The organism is Enterobacter sp. B79-1, from assembly GCF_057444735.1.
Genome location: NZ_JBYAZJ010000011.1, coordinates 85,291 through 102,469, shown reverse-complemented (window position 1 = coordinate 102,469; position 17,179 = coordinate 85,291). Strand labels below are relative to the sequence as shown.

The 17,179-nt window shown below is 57.0% G+C and carries 13 protein-coding genes and 1 rRNA gene; 10 read left to right on the top strand and 4 right to left on the bottom strand.

What is annotated here, in order from left to right; genetic code table 11:
• From rrf to aceK, 5 genes are all read left to right on the top strand, one after another.
• Positions 1 to 78 (top strand): 5S ribosomal RNA (rrf, locus tag AC2T6E_RS21815); the annotation flags it as partial.
• 173 nt (positions 79 to 251) lie between these two features.
• Positions 252 to 1,181, top strand: coding sequence for a homoserine O-acetyltransferase MetA (gene metA / locus AC2T6E_RS21810; RefSeq protein WP_108418110.1), 930 nt, complete (start codon positions 252 to 254; stop codon positions 1,179 to 1,181).
• Positions 1,182 to 1,451: 270 nt separating this feature from the next.
• Positions 1,452 to 3,053: a malate synthase A gene (gene aceB, locus AC2T6E_RS21805; RefSeq protein ID WP_126817297.1), complete on the top strand. Its 1,602-nt coding sequence runs from the start codon at positions 1,452 to 1,454 to the stop codon at positions 3,051 to 3,053.
• Positions 3,054 to 3,084: 31 nt separating this feature from the next.
• Positions 3,085 to 4,389: an isocitrate lyase gene (gene aceA / locus AC2T6E_RS21800; RefSeq protein WP_126817299.1), complete on the top strand. Its 1,305-nt coding sequence runs from the start codon at positions 3,085 to 3,087 to the stop codon at positions 4,387 to 4,389.
• 52 nt (positions 4,390 to 4,441) lie between these two features.
• Entirely contained in the window at positions 4,442 to 6,181 is a 1,740-nt protein-coding gene (aceK, locus tag AC2T6E_RS21795; protein WP_126817301.1) for a bifunctional isocitrate dehydrogenase kinase/phosphatase, read from the top strand.
• 68 nt (positions 6,182 to 6,249) lie between these two features.
• Here aceK and iclR read toward each other — a convergent pair whose 3' ends face one another.
• A complete protein-coding gene (iclR, locus tag AC2T6E_RS21790; RefSeq protein WP_074136400.1) occupies positions 6,250 to 7,077 on the bottom strand; it encodes a glyoxylate bypass operon transcriptional repressor IclR in 828 nt (275 codons plus the stop codon).
• Between the two features lie 193 nt (positions 7,078 to 7,270).
• Between iclR and metH the strand changes: the two genes are divergently transcribed.
• The 5 genes from metH to rluF all read left to right on the top strand — a co-directional run bounded on the left by metH (position 7,271) and on the right by rluF (position 14,248).
• On the top strand, positions 7,271 to 10,954 hold the full coding sequence (gene metH / locus AC2T6E_RS21785; RefSeq protein WP_486693228.1) for a methionine synthase: 3,684 nt from the start codon (positions 7,271 to 7,273) through the stop codon (positions 10,952 to 10,954).
• Between the two features lie 173 nt (positions 10,955 to 11,127).
• Entirely contained in the window at positions 11,128 to 12,759 is a 1,632-nt protein-coding gene (locus AC2T6E_RS21780; protein WP_042715616.1) for a Na/Pi cotransporter family protein, read from the top strand.
• Positions 12,760 to 12,854: 95 nt separating this feature from the next.
• Positions 12,855 to 13,148, top strand: a complete 294-nt coding sequence (locus AC2T6E_RS21775) for a type II toxin-antitoxin system CcdA family antitoxin (protein ID WP_032666560.1) — start codon at positions 12,855 to 12,857, stop codon at positions 13,146 to 13,148.
• The gene (locus AC2T6E_RS21770; RefSeq protein ID WP_023334123.1) at positions 13,148 to 13,321 is read left to right on the top strand and encodes a CcdB family protein; all 174 of its coding nucleotides are present in this window, start codon (positions 13,148 to 13,150) and stop codon (positions 13,319 to 13,321) included. Before AC2T6E_RS21775 ends, AC2T6E_RS21770 begins: the two co-directional genes overlap by 1 nt.
• A 54-nt stretch (positions 13,322 to 13,375) precedes the next feature.
• Positions 13,376 to 14,248, top strand: a complete 873-nt coding sequence (rluF, locus tag AC2T6E_RS21765; RefSeq protein ID WP_042715618.1) for a 23S rRNA pseudouridine(2604) synthase RluF — start codon at positions 13,376 to 13,378, stop codon at positions 14,246 to 14,248.
• On the opposite strand, the gene AC2T6E_RS21760 is transcribed toward rluF, so the two are convergent.
• From AC2T6E_RS21760 to lysC, 3 genes are all read right to left on the bottom strand, one after another.
• The gene (locus tag AC2T6E_RS21760) at positions 14,249 to 14,521 is read right to left on the bottom strand and encodes a YjbD family protein (protein ID WP_014830263.1); all 273 of its coding nucleotides are present in this window, start codon (positions 14,519 to 14,521) and stop codon (positions 14,249 to 14,251) included.
• A gap of 50 nt (positions 14,522 to 14,571) precedes the next feature.
• Positions 14,572 to 15,516 carry a ketopantoate/pantoate/pantothenate transporter PanS gene (gene panS / locus AC2T6E_RS21755; RefSeq protein WP_486693227.1) on the bottom strand — a complete coding sequence of 315 codons (945 nt, stop codon included), beginning with the start codon at positions 15,514 to 15,516 and terminating at the stop codon, positions 14,572 to 14,574.
• Positions 15,517 to 15,608: 92 nt separating this feature from the next.
• Positions 15,609 to 16,958 carry a lysine-sensitive aspartokinase 3 gene (gene lysC / locus AC2T6E_RS21750; protein ID WP_108418104.1) on the bottom strand — a complete coding sequence of 450 codons (1,350 nt, stop codon included), beginning with the start codon at positions 16,956 to 16,958 and terminating at the stop codon, positions 15,609 to 15,611.
• Positions 16,959 to 17,179 lie beyond the last annotated feature (221 nt).

The window sequence follows — 17,179 nt, the reverse complement described above, 5'->3', positions numbered from 1 at the left end:
GCCGAACTCAGAAGTGAAACGCCGTAGCGCCGATGGTAGTGTGGGGTCTCCCCATGTGAGAGTAGGGAACTGCCAGGCATCAATTAGAAGAACCCCGTACCGAAAGGTGCGGGGTTTTTTGCTTTTGTTTTTCCCCCTCCTTGAAACTTTCTCACCTTACGCTTGCAGGCTCGACATTATGCCTGTTTCTGGGTATCGTTAGCTATCTGGATGTCTAAACGTTTATACGTATGCTGTGAGGATATTAAGTTATGCCGATTCGGGTGCAGGACGAGCTACCAGCCGTCAATTTCTTGCGTGAAGAAAACGTCTTCGTCATGACGGCTTCGCGTGCGACAGGTCAGGAAATTCGCCCGCTGAAGGTGCTTATTCTCAATCTGATGCCGAAAAAGATCGAAACAGAAAACCAGTTCCTGCGTCTTCTGTCGAACTCCCCACTGCAGGTCGATATTCAGCTGCTGCGAATCGATGCCCGCGAGTCGCGTAACACGCCTTCTGAGCATCTGAACAACTTCTACTGTAACTTCGCTGACATTCAGGGTGAAAACTTCGACGGACTGATTGTGACCGGCGCGCCGCTCGGTCTGGTTGAATTTAATGATGTCGCCTACTGGCCACAGATCAAACAGGTCCTGGAGTGGGCAAAAGATCACGTCACGTCCACATTGTTTGTCTGTTGGGCGGTACAAGCCGCACTGAATATTCTTTATGGCATCCCCAAGCAAACCCGCACTGAAAAACTCTCCGGCGTATACGAACACCACATTCTTCATCCCCATGCGTTGCTGACGCGTGGTTTCGATGACTCTTTCCTGGCCCCGCATTCTCGCTACGCCGATTTCCCGGCCCAGCTGATTCGTGATTACACCGATCTGGAGATCCTGGCCGAAACGGAAGATGGGGATGCTTACCTGTTTGCCAGCAAGGATAAACGCATTGCATTTGTGACCGGGCATCCTGAGTACGATCCGCATACTCTCGCGTCAGAGTATTTCCGTGATGTCGAAGCGGGTCTTAATCCGGAAGTACCGTACAACTATTTCCCAAAAGACGATCCGCAAAACAAACCGAGAGCAACCTGGCGCAGCCACGGGAATTTGCTTTTCACTAACTGGCTCAACTATTACGTCTACCAGATAACGCCATACGATCTGCGTCACATGAATCCGACGCTGGAGTAATCTTCTGCATTAAACGATCCTAAAGCGTTTCAGCTATTCAAATCAGGCACCTTCAGGTGCCTTTTTTATTTCCGAAATGCCACTCACCATTCGATCAAACTTTAACCTCAATAAAATCAATAAATTAATTACAGTTAACAATTAAAATGGAAATTGTTTTTGATTTTGGAAAAAATATAGATAGTCTTAATTCTGCTGAGCGAAAACTACCCAACGATCTTTCGTTCGCATCGGGGGCGTGATTTTGGATCTTTGATGAGGAGCAGAGTAATGACTCAACAGGCAACGACGGTCGATGAACTGGCCTTTACCCAGCTGTATGGCGAGCAAGAACAGCAAGTTTTGACGGCGGAAGCGGTAGAATTTCTGACTGAACTGGTGACTCGCTTTACGCCACAGCGCAATAAGCTGCTGGCGGCACGTATTCATCAGCAGCAGGAAATTGACGATGGCAAGTTGCCTGGCTTCATTTCGGAAACCGCTTCCATTCGCCGTGGTGAATGGAAAATCCGCGGCATCCCTGAAGATTTACAGGATCGTCGCGTTGAGATCACCGGTCCGGTAGAGCGCAAAATGGTGATCAACGCCATGAATGCCAACGTTAAAGTCTTTATGGCGGATTTTGAAGATTCACTGGCGCCAGACTGGAACAAAGTTATCGACGGGCAGATCAACCTGCGCGACGCCGTGAACGGCACCATTAGCTATACCAACGAAGCCGGTAAAATTTACCAGCTCAAGCCGAACCCGGCGGTGCTGATCTGTCGCGTACGCGGCCTGCACCTGCCTGAAAAACATGTCACCTGGCGTGGGGAAGCCATTCCGGGCAGCCTGTTTGATTTCGCACTCTATTTCTTCCACAACTACAAGAACCTGCTGGCAAAAGGCAGCGGTCCCTATTTCTATCTGCCAAAAACACAGTCCTGGCAGGAAGCGGCCTGGTGGAGCGAGGTGTTCAGCTATGCGGAAGACCGTTTTGACCTGCCGCGCGGCACCATCAAGGCCACGCTGCTGATTGAAACGCTGCCTGCGGTATTCCAGATGCATGAAATCCTGCATGCGCTGCGCGATCATATTGTCGGCCTGAACTGCGGACGCTGGGACTACATCTTCAGCTACATCAAAACCCTGAAAAATCACGGCGATCGCGTGCTGCCGGATCGCCAGGTGGTCACTATGGATAAACCATTCCTCAGTGCCTACTCACGTCTGCTGATCAAAACCTGCCACAAGCGCGGTGCCTTTGCGATGGGCGGCATGGCGGCATTCATTCCGAGCAAAGATGCAGAACGCAATAACCAGGTGCTCAACAAGGTGAAAGCCGATAAAGAACTTGAGGCCCGTAACGGCCATGACGGCACGTGGATTGCCCATCCAGGACTAGCCGACACGGCGATGGAGGTCTTCAACCGCGTGCTTGGTGACAATAAAAACCAGCTGTTTGTCACACGTGAAGACGACGCACCCATCGCAGAAGAACAGCTGCTGGCACCGTGTACGGGTGAGCGTACGGAGGAGGGCATGCGTGCCAATATCCGCGTCGCGGTCCAGTACATCGAAGCGTGGATCTCCGGTAACGGCTGCGTGCCGATCTACGGCCTGATGGAAGATGCCGCGACGGCGGAGATCTCTCGCACCTCCATCTGGCAGTGGATCCATCATCAAAAAACGCTCAGCAACGGCAAGCCGGTGACCAAATCTCTGTTCCGCCAGATGCTGGCCGAAGAGATGCGGGTGATCCAGGACGAGCTGGGCGAACACCGCTTCAGCAGTGGACGTTTTGACGACGCTGCGCGCCTGATGGAGCAAATCACCACCTCAGATGACTTAATCGACTTCCTGACCCTGCCGGGCTACCGCTTCCTGGCGTAACTCACCACATAACAAAATGGAGCATCTGCACATGAAAACCCGTACCCAACAAATCGAAGAGTTAAAGAAAGAGTGGACTCAACCGCGCTGGGAAGGCATCCGCCGTCCGTACAGCGCAGAGGAAGTGGTGAAATTACGCGGCTCGGTCAACCCAGAGTGCACGCTGGCACAGAACGGTGCGGCGAAAATGTGGAAGCTGCTGCACGGTGGCTCCAAAAAGGGCTACATCAACAGCCTCGGCGCGCTGACCGGCGGTCAGGCGCTGCAGCAGGCGAAGGCCGGGATCGAGGCGATTTACCTCTCCGGATGGCAGGTCGCAGCGGACGCCAACCTGGCCTCCAGCATGTACCCGGATCAGTCGCTCTACCCGGCTAACTCCGTGCCGTCGGTGGTGGATCGGATCAACAACACCTTCCGCCGTGCGGATCAGATCCAGTGGGCCGCCGGTATCGAACCAAACGATCCGCGCTTTACGGATTACTTCCTGCCGATCGTCGCGGATGCAGAAGCGGGCTTCGGCGGCGTGCTGAACGCCTTCGAGCTGATGAAATCGATGATTGAGGCCGGTGCAGCGGCCGTTCACTTCGAAGACCAGCTGGCGTCCGTGAAGAAATGCGGACACATGGGCGGCAAAGTCCTCGTCCCAACCCAGGAAGCCGTGCAGAAGCTGGTTGCGGCGCGTCTGGCTGCTGACGTGCTCGGCGTGCCGACGCTGGTGATTGCCCGTACCGATGCGGACGCGGCGGATCTGATCACCTCTGACTGCGACCCGTACGACAGCGAGTTCATCACCGGCGAGCGCACCAGTGAAGGCTTCTACCGTACCCATGCCGGCATTGAACAGGCGATCAGCCGTGGCCTGGCGTACGCGCCTTATGCGGACCTGGTCTGGTGTGAAACCTCAACGCCGGATCTGGCGCTGGCAAAACGCTTTGCCGACGCCATCCACGCGAAATACCCGGGCAAGCTGCTGGCCTACAACTGCTCGCCGTCCTTCAACTGGCAGAAAAAGCTGGATGACGAAACTATCGCCAGCTTCCAGCAGCAGCTGTCCGACATGGGTTACAAATACCAGTTCATTACCCTGGCAGGCATCCACAGCATGTGGTTCAACATGTTCGACCTGGCGCACGCCTACGCGCAGGGTGAAGGCATGAAGCACTACGTTGAGAAGGTGCAGCAGCCGGAGTTTGCCGCAGGTAAAGACGGCTATACCTTCGTCTCTCACCAGCAGGAGGTGGGAACCGGATACTTCGATAACGTGACGACCATCATTCAGGGCGGCACCTCCTCCGTCACCGCCTTAACGGGCTCAACCGAAGAAGCACAGTTCTAATCTTTTCCCCCTCTCCCCCCTCGGGGAGAGGGTTGGGGGTGAGGGGGAATATATGTCGCGTGGTCTGGAATTACTGATTGCCCAAACTATTTTGCAGGGCTTTGATGCCCAGTATGGTCGTTTTCTTGAAGTGACATCCGGCGCGCAGCAGCGCTTCGAACATGCAGACTGGCATGCGGTTCAGCAGGCCATGAAGCAGCGTATCCATCTCTATGATCACCACGTGGGTCTGGTGGTGGAGCAGCTTCGCTGTATTACCGACGGTAAAAGCCCGGATGCGGATTTTTTACTGCGCGTGAAGGAGCATTACACCCACCTGTTACCCGACTACCCTCGCTTCGAGATTGCGGAGAGCTTTTTTAACTCCGTCTATTGCCGGTTATTTGACCACCGCTCACTATCTCCTGAGCGGTTATTTATCTTCAGCTCCCAGCCCGAGCGACGCTTTCGAACCATTCCGCGTCCGCTGGCGAAAGACTTCTTTCCCGATCGCGGATGGGAAAAGCTCCTGCACCGCGTGCTAACGGATCTGCCGCTGCGCTTGCCCTGGGAAAACAAAACCCGGGATATCGGTTATATCCACGCGCATCTCAACGAAACCTTCGGCGCGGAGGTGCTCAGCCGCAGCCATTTGCAGGTTGCCAACGAGCTTTTCTACCGCAATAAAGCCGCCTGGCTGGTGGGTAAACTGGTTACGCCAACCGCTATTGTGCCGTTTCTGCTGCCGATTCACCGTACCGACGACGGGGAACTGTTTGTCGATACCTGCCTAACCACCGGCGCCGAGGCCAGCATCGTGTTTGGCTTCGCCCGCTCCTATTTCATGGTGTACGCCCCGCTGCCTGCCGCTCTGGTGGAGTGGCTGCGGGAGATCCTGCCGGGCAAAACCACCGCCGAGCTGTATATGGCGATTGGCTGCCAGAAGCACGCCAAAACGGAAAGCTACCGGGAGTACCTGCGTTATGTCACTGCGGCCGACGAGCAGTTTATCGAAGCGCCAGGCATTCGCGGTATGGTGATGCTGGTCTTTACGCTCCCAGGTTTCGACCGGGTCTTTAAGGTGATTAAAGACAGATTCGCGCCGCAGAAGGAGATGAGCGCTGCGCACGTCCGCGCCTGCTATCAGCTGGTTAAAGAGCATGACCGCGTTGGACGGATGGCGGATACCCAGGAATTCGAAAACTTTGTGCTGGATAAACAGCAGATCGACCCGGCGCTCATGGCGCTGTTAATGCAGGAAGCGCCCGCGAAAATCACCGATCTTGGTGACAAAATCGTGATCAGCCATCTCTACATCGAACGCCGCATGGTACCGCTGAATATCTGGCTTGAGCAGTCTGACGGTCAGGCCTTACGTGACGCCATTGAAGAATACGGCAACGCGATTCGCCAGCTTGCCGCCGCCAATATTTTTCCCGGCGACATGCTGTTTAAAAACTTTGGCGTCACCCGTCACGGGCGGGTGGTGTTCTACGATTACGACGAAATTTGCTACATGACCGAGGTGAATTTCCGCGATATCCCACAGCCCCGCTACCCGGAAGATGAGCTGTCCGGTGAGCCGTGGTATAGCGTCTCGCCGGGGGACGTGTTTCCGGAGGAGTTTCGCCACTGGCTGTGCGCCGACCCGCGCATCGGGCCGCTATTCGAAGAGATGCATGAGGATCTTTTCCGCGCCAGCTACTGGCGCGGACTGCAAACGCGGATCAAAAATGGGCACGTGGAAGATGTATACGCTTACCGCCGCAAGCAGCGGTTTTGCATCCGGTTTTCTCCCTCTCCCGCAGGGTAAGGGCATCATGTTTTCTCCCTCTCCCCGTGGGAGAGGGCCGGGGTGAGGGCATCAGGCCGCACTCAATCTTAACGGATCCCACCATACGCCAGCGTCACCTCTTTCGCCGCCTTAATCACCAGCGCACCTAACTCGGTCACGCGATCGTCGGTCATGCGTGAAATGGGGCCGGAGATGGAGATGGCGGCAAACGGCTCGCGGTGCTCGTCAAAAATACAGGATGCCAGGCAGCGCAGGCCCAGCGCATGCTCCTCATCATCAAACGAGTAGCCGCGCTTGCGGGTCAGGGCCAGATCTTCTTTCAGATGCACGGGCGACACCAGCGTGGCGTGGGTATAGGCGTGCAGACCTTTACGGTGCAGCAGCCCCGTCACCTGCTCCTCGCTCAGCTGCGAAAGAAACGCTTTCCCCGCCCCGGACGCATGCATGGGCAGCTTGCCGCCAATCGGTGCGGACATGCGCATCAGCTGCGTGCACTGCACCTGGTCGATGATAATCGCCTGGTGGTCGCTCTGGTCCAGCACCGCCAGGTTGACCGTCTCGCCGGAGTCTTCCATCAGCTTGCGTAGAATCGGATGCACAATCGCCAGCAGGTTGCGGCTCTGCAGGAAGCTGCTGCCAACGATAAACGCATGTGCGCCCACCGCCCAGTGCCCCAACTCGCCGACCTGGCGGACAAAGCCCAGCTGCTGCATGGTGGTCAGCAGGCGGTGCGTCGTGGAGTTCGGCAGACCAGCCTGCTGGGCCAACTCGGTCAGGGCCACGCTGCCGTGCGACTCGGCTATCCACTCCAGCAGCTTCAGACCGCGCGTGAGCGATTGAACCTGTCCGCCGGGTTGTGCAGCGGTGGTGGCAGCAGGCTTTCTGCCGCGTTTGGCGGGAACGGTCGTGACCATGACGATCTCCTTTTTCTGTATCGTGGAAATCATTTTCGTTTTATTTGGTGATTTTGCAACCGCTTTCATGACTGATCGGAGGAGTGATGGTGAACATGTCTCATGTTACCGCTGTGTGACTTTTCCACCCTGCGAGATTGTGCCAGTATGGAACCCAGCCTTTTAGCCTTGTTGAGCGTTGTCGGGAGCAAGTGTGAGCAGCAAAGTAGAGCAACTGCGTGCGCAGTTAAATGAACGAATTCTGGTGCTGGACGGCGGCATGGGCACCATGATCCAGGGCTATCGTCTGAGTGAAGACGATTTCCGCGGCGAGCGCTTCGCAGACTGGCCCTGCGACCTGAAAGGGAACAACGACCTGCTGGTGCTCAGCAAGCCGTCGGTTATTAAAGATATCCACAACGCCTACTTCGAAGCGGGTGCGGATATCGTTGAAACCAACACCTTCAACTCGACAACCATCGCCATGGCGGATTACCAGATGGAATCCCTGTCGGCGGAGATCAACTTTGAAGCCGCAAAGCTTGCGCGCGCCTGCGCCGACGAGTGGACGGCCCGCACGCCGGACAAACCGCGCTACGTTGCCGGGGTGCTTGGCCCGACGAACCGCACCGCGTCGATTTCACCGGACGTCAACGACCCGGCGTTTCGTAATATCACCTTTGACCAACTGGTTGCCGCCTACCGTGAATCGACCAGAGCGCTGGTGGAAGGCGGTTCCGACCTGATCCTGATTGAAACCGTATTCGACACCCTCAACGCCAAAGCTGCGATTTACGCGGTGAAAGAGGAGTTCGAGGCGCTGGGCGTTGACCTGCCGATCATGATTTCCGGCACCATCACCGACGCCTCCGGCCGCACCCTGTCCGGCCAGACAACCGAAGCGTTTTATAACTCCCTGCGCCACGCCGAAGCGCTCTCCTTCGGCCTCAACTGCGCGCTGGGGCCGGATGAACTGCGCCAGTACGTGCAGGAGCTTTCCCGTATCGCGGAATGCTACGTCACCGCCCACCCGAACGCCGGTCTGCCGAACGCGTTCGGTGAATATGATCTCGATGCCGACACCATGGCGGCGCAAATCCGCGAGTGGGCCGAGTCTGGCTTCCTGAACATCGTCGGCGGCTGCTGCGGCACCACGCCGGAGCACATCGCGGCCATGAGCAACGCCGTGGCCGGGCTGCCGCCGCGCAAGCTGCCCGAGCTTCCGGTTGCCTGTCGCCTTTCCGGCCTTGAGCCGTTGACCATCGGCGACGACAGCCTGTTTGTGAACGTGGGTGAGCGTACTAACGTCACCGGTTCTGCAAAGTTCAAGCGCCTGATCAAAGAAGAGAAGTACAGCGAAGCGCTGGACGTTGCCCGCCAGCAGGTGGAAAGCGGCGCGCAGATTATCGATATCAACATGGACGAGGGGATGCTCGACGCCGAAGCGGCGATGGTGCGTTTCCTCAACCTGATTGCCGGTGAGCCGGACATCGCCCGCGTGCCGATCATGATTGACTCTTCCAAATGGGAAGTCATTGAAAAAGGGCTGAAGTGCATCCAGGGCAAAGGCATCGTTAACTCCATCTCGATGAAGGAGGGGGTTGATATCTTTATCCACCACGCGAAGATGGTGCGCCGCTACGGTGCCGCCGTGGTGGTGATGGCCTTCGACGAAGTGGGCCAGGCGGATACCCGCGAGCGCAAAATCGAGATATGCCGCCGCGCGTACAAGATTTTGACCGAAGAGGTGGGCTTCCCGCCGGAAGATATTATCTTCGACCCGAACATCTTCGCCGTCGCGACCGGGATTGAAGAGCACAACAACTACGCCCAGGACTTTATCGGGGCGTGTGAAGACATCAAGCGCGAACTGCCGCATGCGCTGATCTCCGGCGGCGTGTCGAACGTGTCGTTCTCGTTCCGCGGCAACGACCCGGTGCGTGAAGCGATCCACGCCGTGTTCCTCTACTACGCCATCCGCAACGGCATGGACATGGGGATCGTTAACGCCGGCCAGCTGGCGATTTATGACGACCTTCCTGCCGAACTGCGCGATGCCGTCGAGGACGTGATCCTTAACCGCCGTGACGACGCCACCGAGCGCATGCTGGACCTGGCGGAAAAATACCGCGGCAGCAAATCGGATGAGGCGGCAAACGTTCAGCAGGCCGAGTGGCGTTCCTGGGACGTGAAAAAGCGTCTGGAGTATTCGCTGGTCAAAGGCATTACCGAATTTATTGAACTCGACACTGAAGAAGCACGTCAGCAGGCCGCCCGTCCAATCGAAGTGATCGAAGGCCCGCTGATGGACGGCATGAACGTGGTCGGCGATCTGTTCGGCGAAGGCAAAATGTTCCTGCCGCAGGTGGTGAAATCCGCCCGCGTGATGAAGAAGGCGGTGGCGTATCTCGAGCCCTACATCGAAGCCAGCAAAGAGAAAGGCTCCAGCAACGGCAAGATGGTCATTGCCACCGTGAAGGGCGACGTGCACGACATCGGCAAGAATATCGTCGGCGTAGTGCTGCAGTGTAATAACTACGAAATTATCGACCTCGGCGTGATGGTCCCGGCGGACAAAATCCTCAAGACCGCGCGCGAAGTGAATGCCGACCTGATTGGCCTTTCCGGGCTGATTACCCCGTCCCTGGACGAGATGGTCAACGTGGCGAAAGAGATGGAGCGTCAGGGCTTTACCATCCCGCTGCTGATTGGCGGAGCGACCACCTCGAAAGCGCACACTGCGGTGAAAATCGAGCAGAACTACAGCGGCCCGACGGTTTACGTGCAAAACGCCTCGCGCACCGTGGGCGTGGTCTCCGCGCTGCTCTCCGACACCCAGCGCGACGATTTTGTGGCGCGCACCCGCAAAGAGTACGAAACCGTTCGCATCCAGCATGGCCGTAAGAAGCCGCGCACCCCGCCTGTTTCACTTCAGGCGGCGCGCGACAACGATCTGGCGTTTGACTGGTCCAGCTATACGCCGCCGGTCGCACACCGTCTGGGCGTACAGGACGTGACGGCCAGCATCGAAACGCTGCGTAACTACATTGACTGGACGCCGTTCTTTATGACCTGGTCGCTGGCGGGCAAATATCCGCGCATCCTGGAGGATGAGGTGGTAGGAGAGGAGGCGAAGCGCCTGTTTAAAGATGCCAACGACATGCTCGACACGCTGAGCGCAGAGAAAACCCTCAACCCGCGCGGCGTGGTGGGCCTGTTCCCGGCGAACCGCGTGGGCGACGACGTGGAAATTTATCGCGATGAAACCCGCACCCACGTGCTGGCGGTCAGCCGCCATCTGCGCCAGCAAACGGAGAAAGTGGGCTTTGCCAACTACTGCCTGGCCGATTTCGTCGCACCTAAGTTAAGTGGTAAAGCCGACTACATCGGTGCCTTTGCGGTAACCGGCGGTCTGGAAGAAGACGCGCTGGCGGACGCGTTCGAAGCGAAGCACGATGATTACAACAAAATCATGGTGAAAGCGATCGCTGACCGTCTGGCGGAAGCCTTCGCTGAGTACCTCCACGAGCGCGTGCGTAAGGTGCACTGGGGCTACGCCGCGAACGAAAACCTCAGCAACGAGGAACTGATCCGCGAAAATTACCAGGGCATTCGTCCGGCGCCGGGCTACCCGGCCTGCCCGGAGCACACCGAAAAAGGCACCATCTGGAAACTGCTGGACGTGGAAACCCATACCGGCATGAAGCTCACCGAGTCGTTCGCCATGTGGCCAGGTGCGTCAGTCTCAGGCTGGTACTTCAGCCATCCGGACAGCAAGTACTTCGCCGTGGCGCAGCTGCAGCGGGATCAGATCGAAGATTATGCCCTGCGCAAAGGGATGAGCGTGTCTGAAGTGGAACGCTGGCTAGCACCGAATCTGGGCTACGACGCCGACTAAAATCACTTTTCCTTACAACAAACAGGGCGCTCATGGGGCGCCCTGTCTCTTTCTTACGTTTAAACCCTTATACTGAAATAAGGTTCTAACCCTATTGCCCGGTGGCGCTGCGCTTACCGGGCCTACGCGCTAAACCTCAGGAAAACAGATAACGATAAGGAGGAAAACCTTCCGTGTTGACGTTGTTACACCTGCTCTCTGCAGTCGCATTGCTCGTTTGGGGCACCCATATCGTCCGTACCGGCGTGATGCGCGTGTTCGGCGCGCGATTACGTACCGTCCTCAGCAGCAGCGTTGAGAAGAAGCCGCTCGCGTTTTGCGCGGGCATCGGCGTTACGGCGCTGGTGCAAAGCAGCAACGCCACCACCATGCTCGTCACCTCGTTTGTGGCGCAGGATCTGGTCGCGCTCGCCCCGGCGCTGGTGATCGTTCTGGGGGCCGACGTCGGTACCGCATTGATGGCGCGTGTTCTGACCTTCGATCTCTCCTGGCTGTCACCGCTGCTGATTTTCCTCGGCGTGATCTTCTTCCTTGGCCGTAAGCAGACGCGTGCCGGACAGCTTGGCCGCGTGGGGATTGGCCTCGGGTTGATCCTGCTGGCGCTGGAGCTGATTGTTCAGGCGGTTACCCCTATCACCGAAGCCAACGGCGTGCAGGTCATCTTCGCCTCGCTGACCGGGGATATCATGCTGGATGCACTGATCGGTGCGGTGTTTGCTATCGTCAGCTACTCCAGCCTGGCAGCAGTCCTGCTGACGGCCACGCTCACCGCTGCAGGCGCGATCTCCTTCCCGGTGGCGCTGTGTCTGGTGATCGGGGCCAACCTCGGCTCCGGCCTGTTGGCGATGCTCAATAACAGCGCCGCCAATGCCGCCGCCCGCCGCGTGGCGCTGGGCAGCCTGCTGTTTAAGCTGGTGGGCAGCCTGATTATTCTGCCGTTTGTTCACCCGCTGGCGAACCTGATGGACAACCTTCCGCTGCCGAAGGCGGAGCTGGTGATCTACTTCCACGTCTTCTACAACCTGGTGCGCTGTCTGGCGATGGTGCCGTTCGCTGCGCCGATGGCCCGCTTCTGCGAGCGCCTCATCCGCGATGAACCGGAGCTGGATGCGCGCCTTAAGCCGAAGCATCTGGATACCTCGGTGCTGGATACGCCCGCGCTGGCTATCGCTAATGCCGCCCGTGAAACGCTGCGCATGGGCGATGCGATGGAAACCATGCTCGAAGGGCTGCAGAAGGTGATGCACGGCGAGCCGCGCGAAGAGAAAGAGCTGCGCAGGCTGGCAGACGACATCAACGTGCTGTACACCGCTATCAAGCTCTATCTGGCGCGCCTCCCGCAGGACGAACTGGCGGAAGAGGAGTCCCGACGCTGGGCGGAAATTATCGAGATGTCGCTCAACCTTGAGCAGGCGTCGGATATCGTTGAACGTATGGGCAGCGAGATCGCCGACAAATCCCTGGCCGCGCGTCGAGCGTTCTCAGGCGAAGGGCTGAAGGAGCTGGAAGCGCTGCACGAACAGCTGGTTAGCAACCTGAAGCTGGCGATGTCGGTCTTCTTCTCGAGCGACGTACCGAGCGCGCGCCGCCTGCGCCGCAACAAGCACCGTTTCCGCATTCTGAACCGCCGCTACTCGCACGCTCACGTCGAGCGTTTGCACCAGCAGAACGTGCAGAGTATCGAAACCAGCTCGCTCCACCTGGGACTTCTGGGCGATATGAAACGTCTCAACTCGTTGTTCTGCGCGGTGGCGTACAGCGTGATGGAACAGCCGGATGAAGATGACGAGCGGGATGAGTACTAATCTCTGAAAGCGCCTCGCAAAACGGTTTTGTGAGGCGTGACTCCCCATAAAGAGCAATTTATTCTTCAACCCTTACATTTTTAAGGGAATAGGAAGTGCTCAATTATTACGCTACACTTCGCCAATTCATGCGCATTCCAATGGGGGTTCTCATGCGCGGTGCTAATAGCATTAAAAAATCAGTGAATGTTTCCCTGTCGCCCGACATCCTTGAAGAGGCGCGAAGGCTTAAACTTAACCTTTCTGCCGTGCTAACGGCGGCTTTGCAGGAGCAATTTCGTGAACATCGGCGCGCAGAGTGGCTGGAAGAAAATAAAGCTTCGATTGACGCCATTAACCAGTGGGTTGATGAAAACGGCTCCTTTAGTGACTTTCAGAGGTCGTTCTGATGAAGCATGTACTGGTCGCTCCCGCCGTTGAGGTCGCGGGAAAACCCTGCGTGGTCATGATGCACATGATGGCAGGCATATCGCCAAAAGAGTTAGGCGAGCGTGTTGCCGATCTTACGCAAAACCGGGCTTCACTGCGGGATGCACTCGATTTTTTGATCAACGGTTACTAACACTTTTTTGTCAGCCTCAAGGTAAGGTATATTTCGCCCTTCACAGGAGAAACTATGCTGCCAACTCAATCAACCCGATTAAACAAATACATTAGCGAGAGCGGGATCTGCTCACGTCGCGAGGCTGACCGTTACATTGAACAAGGTAACGTGTTTCTTAACGGCAAGCGCGCCACCATCGGCGACCAGGTGGTGCCTGGCGATGTGGTTAAAGTGAATGGTCAGGTCATCGAACCGCGTGATGCTGAAGACCTGGTGTTTATCGCGTTGAATAAACCGGTTGGGATTGTCAGCACCACGGAAGACGGTGAACGGGACAACATCGTTGATTTCGTGAACCACAGCAGCCGTATCTTCCCGATTGGCCGTCTGGATAAAGACTCTCAGGGGCTGATTTTCCTTACCAACCACGGTGACCTGGTCAACAAAATTCTGCGTGCCGGTAACGACCACGAGAAAGAGTACATTGTCACGGTGAACAAGCCGGTGACGGACGAATTTATTCGTGGCATGGGCGCGGGCGTGCCGATCCTCGGTACCGTCACGAAAAAGTGTAAGGTCAAGAAAGAAGCACCGTTCGCGTTCCGCATTACGCTGGTGCAGGGCTTAAACCGTCAGATCCGCCGCATGTGCGAGCACTTCGGCTACGAGGTGACGAAGCTGGAACGCACGCGCATTATGAACGTCAGCCTGTCGGGCATTCCGCTCGGTGAGTGGCGTGATTTAACCGGAGACGAGCTGATCGAGCTGTTCAAGCTTATCGAGAACTCATCCTCCGAAGCGAAGCCGAAAGCTAAAGCGAAACCGAAAACGCAGGCCATTAAGCGCCCGGTGGTGAAGGCGCCGCAGGCGGAAGAGAAAGGTCGAGGCAAACCGGCCAACGGAAAACGTTTTGCCCAGCCTGGCCGCAAAAAGAAAGGGCGCTAATTAGCGCCGTCCACGGGTAGAGGTATTGGCCGACCAGGAAAAGGTCGTCTCGGTATCCGGCTTATAAGCCTGCTGCTTTTTCAGTTTGCGGGCTTTTTTCGCCTCGGCGTCACGTTGCGCCATCAGTTTATCGATGTACTCTTTCTTAACCTGATTGGTTTCGGCGTTCGTCAGCGTGCGGCCATGGGCGATGCGGGCGCGGTCGAGAAGCGTTTTCAGTTCGCGCTGCTCGGCTTCCGTCATATCTTTCTGGGTCAATCGTGGTGTAGCCATTGCTGAAGCCTCCTGAGAGAGAGGCTTCAGTGTAAAGCAAGCGTGGCAAATTAACCCTGTTTCACCGCATCTTTTTTCGTTTGCTCATCAATCGGTTTGCCGGACCAGTAGCCCGCCAGCAGCGAGCCGGAAAGGTTGTGCCAGACGGAGAACAGCGCTCCCGGCAGTGCCGCCAGCGGCGAGAAGTAGATTTTACCGAGCGCCGCCGCCAGGCCGGAGTTCTGCATGCCCACTTCGATTGCCAGCGTACGGCAGGTCGATTCGTCAAAGCCAAACAGCTTCCCGCCCCAGTAGCCGCCCAGCAGGCCGATAGTGTTATGCAGCACCACCGCGACGATCACCACAAAGCCTACGGAAGCAATGTGTGAGGCGGAGCCCGCCACCACGGCGCTGATGATGGCCAGAATACAGACCATCGAAAACGCAGGCAGATACGGCTCAACCGCTTTCACCACGCGTGGGAAAAGATGGTGAATCACCAGGCCCAGCGCAATCGGGATCACCACGATTTGCAGAATGCTCAGCAGCATGCCCATCACATCCACCTGAATATGCGCATCAACGTACAGGCGGGTTAACAGCGGTGTGGCAATTACGCCAACCAGCGTTGAGACGGAAGAGATAGTGACGGAGAGCGCCACATCGCCTTTCGCAAGAAAGATCATCACGTTTGACGCCGTGCCGCTGGCGACGCTGCCCACCAGCACCATCCCGGCGGAGAGATCGGGCGGCATCTTAAAAGCCATAGCCAGCAGCCACGCCGCAAGCGGCATCACCAGGTAGTGGAGGAAGATCCCTGCAGCAACCGGAGCCGGGCGGGACAGCACGCGCTTAAAGTCGTCGATTTTCAGATGCACGCCCATACCGAGCATAATCAGCATCAGCAGCGTGGTGACCCACGGGCCAATGCCGGTGAAGGTGGCCGGGGTGTAATACGCGAGTACAGAGAGCAGCAGCGCCCATAGCGGGAACAGCCGGGTGATGGCGGATAACATAGGTATTCCTTGCGATTGTGTTGTGTTGTTTAGTTATGAAAAAGCCGGGTCTGTGCCCGGCTTATAGGTATTGTTTATCGTGCTAACGAATTTTATTCAAACAAATTCTGATGAAGTTTCTGCACCACCTGCTCGGCCTGATCGGCAGGCACCAGGAAGCAGAGGTTATAGCTGGATGCGCCGTAGCAAATCATGCGGATGCTGAACGGGTCGAGCACGCCGAACACTTCTTTGCCCACGCCGCAGGCGCGCGACAGCTTGTTGCCAATGATGGCAACAAGCGCCAGGTCTTCTTCTACTTCCACGCGGCACAGCTCGGACAGCTCAATCAGCAGCGACTGGGTCAGAAGGGTATCACCCTTGGACGTTGAGCCGGTCGTATCCAGCGTCAGCGCAATGCTCACTTCTGACGTGGTGATCAGGTCCACGGAGATGTTGTGGCGCGCCAGGATGCCAAACACTTCTGCCAGGAAGCCGCGGGAGTGCAGCATGTTATGGCTGTGCAGTGTGACCAGCGTCTGCTTGCGACGCAGGGCCAGCGCGCGGAACAGCGGCGGGCTTTCGGTTCTCTTACACACCATCGTGCCGCCTGCTTTCGGCTCTTTACTGGAGCCGACGAAGACCGGAATATCGCTGCGCACGGCAGGCAGCAGGGTTGCCGGATGCAGCACCTTCGCGCCGAAGGTGGCCATCTCCGCCGCTTCTTCAAACGCAATCACATCAATACGTTTTGCCGTAGAGACTACGCGAGGGTCAGTGGTGTAAATGCCCGGCACGTCCGTCCAGATATCCACGCGCGTGGCATGCAGCGCTTCGCCCAGCAGAGCGGCGGTATAATCGCTGCCGCCTCGGCCAAGCGTCGTGGTGCGGCCTTTGGCTTCGCTGCCGATAAAGCCTTGGGTGATCACAATACTCTCTTCCAGGCGTGGTGCCAGCTGTTGGCTGGTCAGCTCGGCCAGCGCTTCAACATCCGGCTCGGCACGGCCAAAGCGATCGCTAGTGCGCATCACTTTACGCACGTCAAACCACTGCGCCTGAATATTACGCTCGCGCATAATCTCAACAAACAGCAGGGTAGACATCAGCTCGCCGTGGCTGACCAGTTCATCCGTCAGGGCCGAGGAGTTTGCCAGAGACGCCGCTTCTGCCAGGGTGGTGATATTTTCCAGCAGGCGTTCGATTTCCTCGCGGATCACATTCGGATTCTGAAGACACTCAAGGATGTCGAATTGAATTTTGCGCAGCGCGTCCAGCTTCACGAAACGTTCTGTCGCTTCAAGTCCTTCAGACAGAGAAACCAGCAGGTTCGTCACGCCAGCGGATGCAGAAAGCACCACCAGGCGGGTATTCGGATCGGCCAGCACCACATCGGCGCTGCGGTTCATGGCAGCGTAATCTGCCACACTGGTGCCGCCAAACTTGGCGACCACAAAACTCGTCATAACAACCTCGTGTCAGGGAATGAATAAGCGACCATGGCACAAGAATGAAATGAAAACAGGTGCAGGCGCAAAATACGGCCCTATAAATAAAATGCGGGGGAGGTCCTGTCAATGCTGGGATTATGCGGATTTTTCATGGGGGGGTACCCCTGAGAAACAGGACTTATAACAGGGCCATATTTTATGCTCCGTTTTACCCTGTTTTGGGCGACATTTCGCCG

Excerpts from the sequence above, each read along its gene's own strand:
- aceB (WP_126817297.1), top strand. The coding sequence starts at position 1,452 with ATGACTCAACAGGCAACGACGGTCGATGAACTGGCCTTTACCCAGCTG.
- lysC (WP_108418104.1), bottom strand. The coding sequence starts at position 16,958 with ATGACGAGTTTTGTGGTCGCCAAGTTTGGCGGCACCAGTGTGGCAGAT.
- panS (WP_486693227.1), bottom strand. The coding sequence starts at position 15,516 with ATGTTATCCGCCATCACCCGGCTGTTCCCGCTATGGGCGCTGCTGCTC.
- aceK (WP_126817301.1), top strand. The coding sequence starts at position 4,442 with ATGTCGCGTGGTCTGGAATTACTGATTGCCCAAACTATTTTGCAGGGC.
- AC2T6E_RS21770 (WP_023334123.1), top strand. The coding sequence starts at position 13,148 with ATGAAGCATGTACTGGTCGCTCCCGCCGTTGAGGTCGCGGGAAAACCC.
- aceA (WP_126817299.1), top strand. The coding sequence starts at position 3,085 with ATGAAAACCCGTACCCAACAAATCGAAGAGTTAAAGAAAGAGTGGACT.
- metA (WP_108418110.1), top strand. The coding sequence starts at position 252 with ATGCCGATTCGGGTGCAGGACGAGCTACCAGCCGTCAATTTCTTGCGT.
- rluF (WP_042715618.1), top strand. The coding sequence starts at position 13,376 with ATGCTGCCAACTCAATCAACCCGATTAAACAAATACATTAGCGAGAGC.
- AC2T6E_RS21760 (WP_014830263.1), bottom strand. The coding sequence starts at position 14,521 with ATGGCTACACCACGATTGACCCAGAAAGATATGACGGAAGCCGAGCAG.
- iclR (WP_074136400.1), bottom strand. The coding sequence starts at position 7,077 with ATGGTCACGACCGTTCCCGCCAAACGCGGCAGAAAGCCTGCTGCCACC.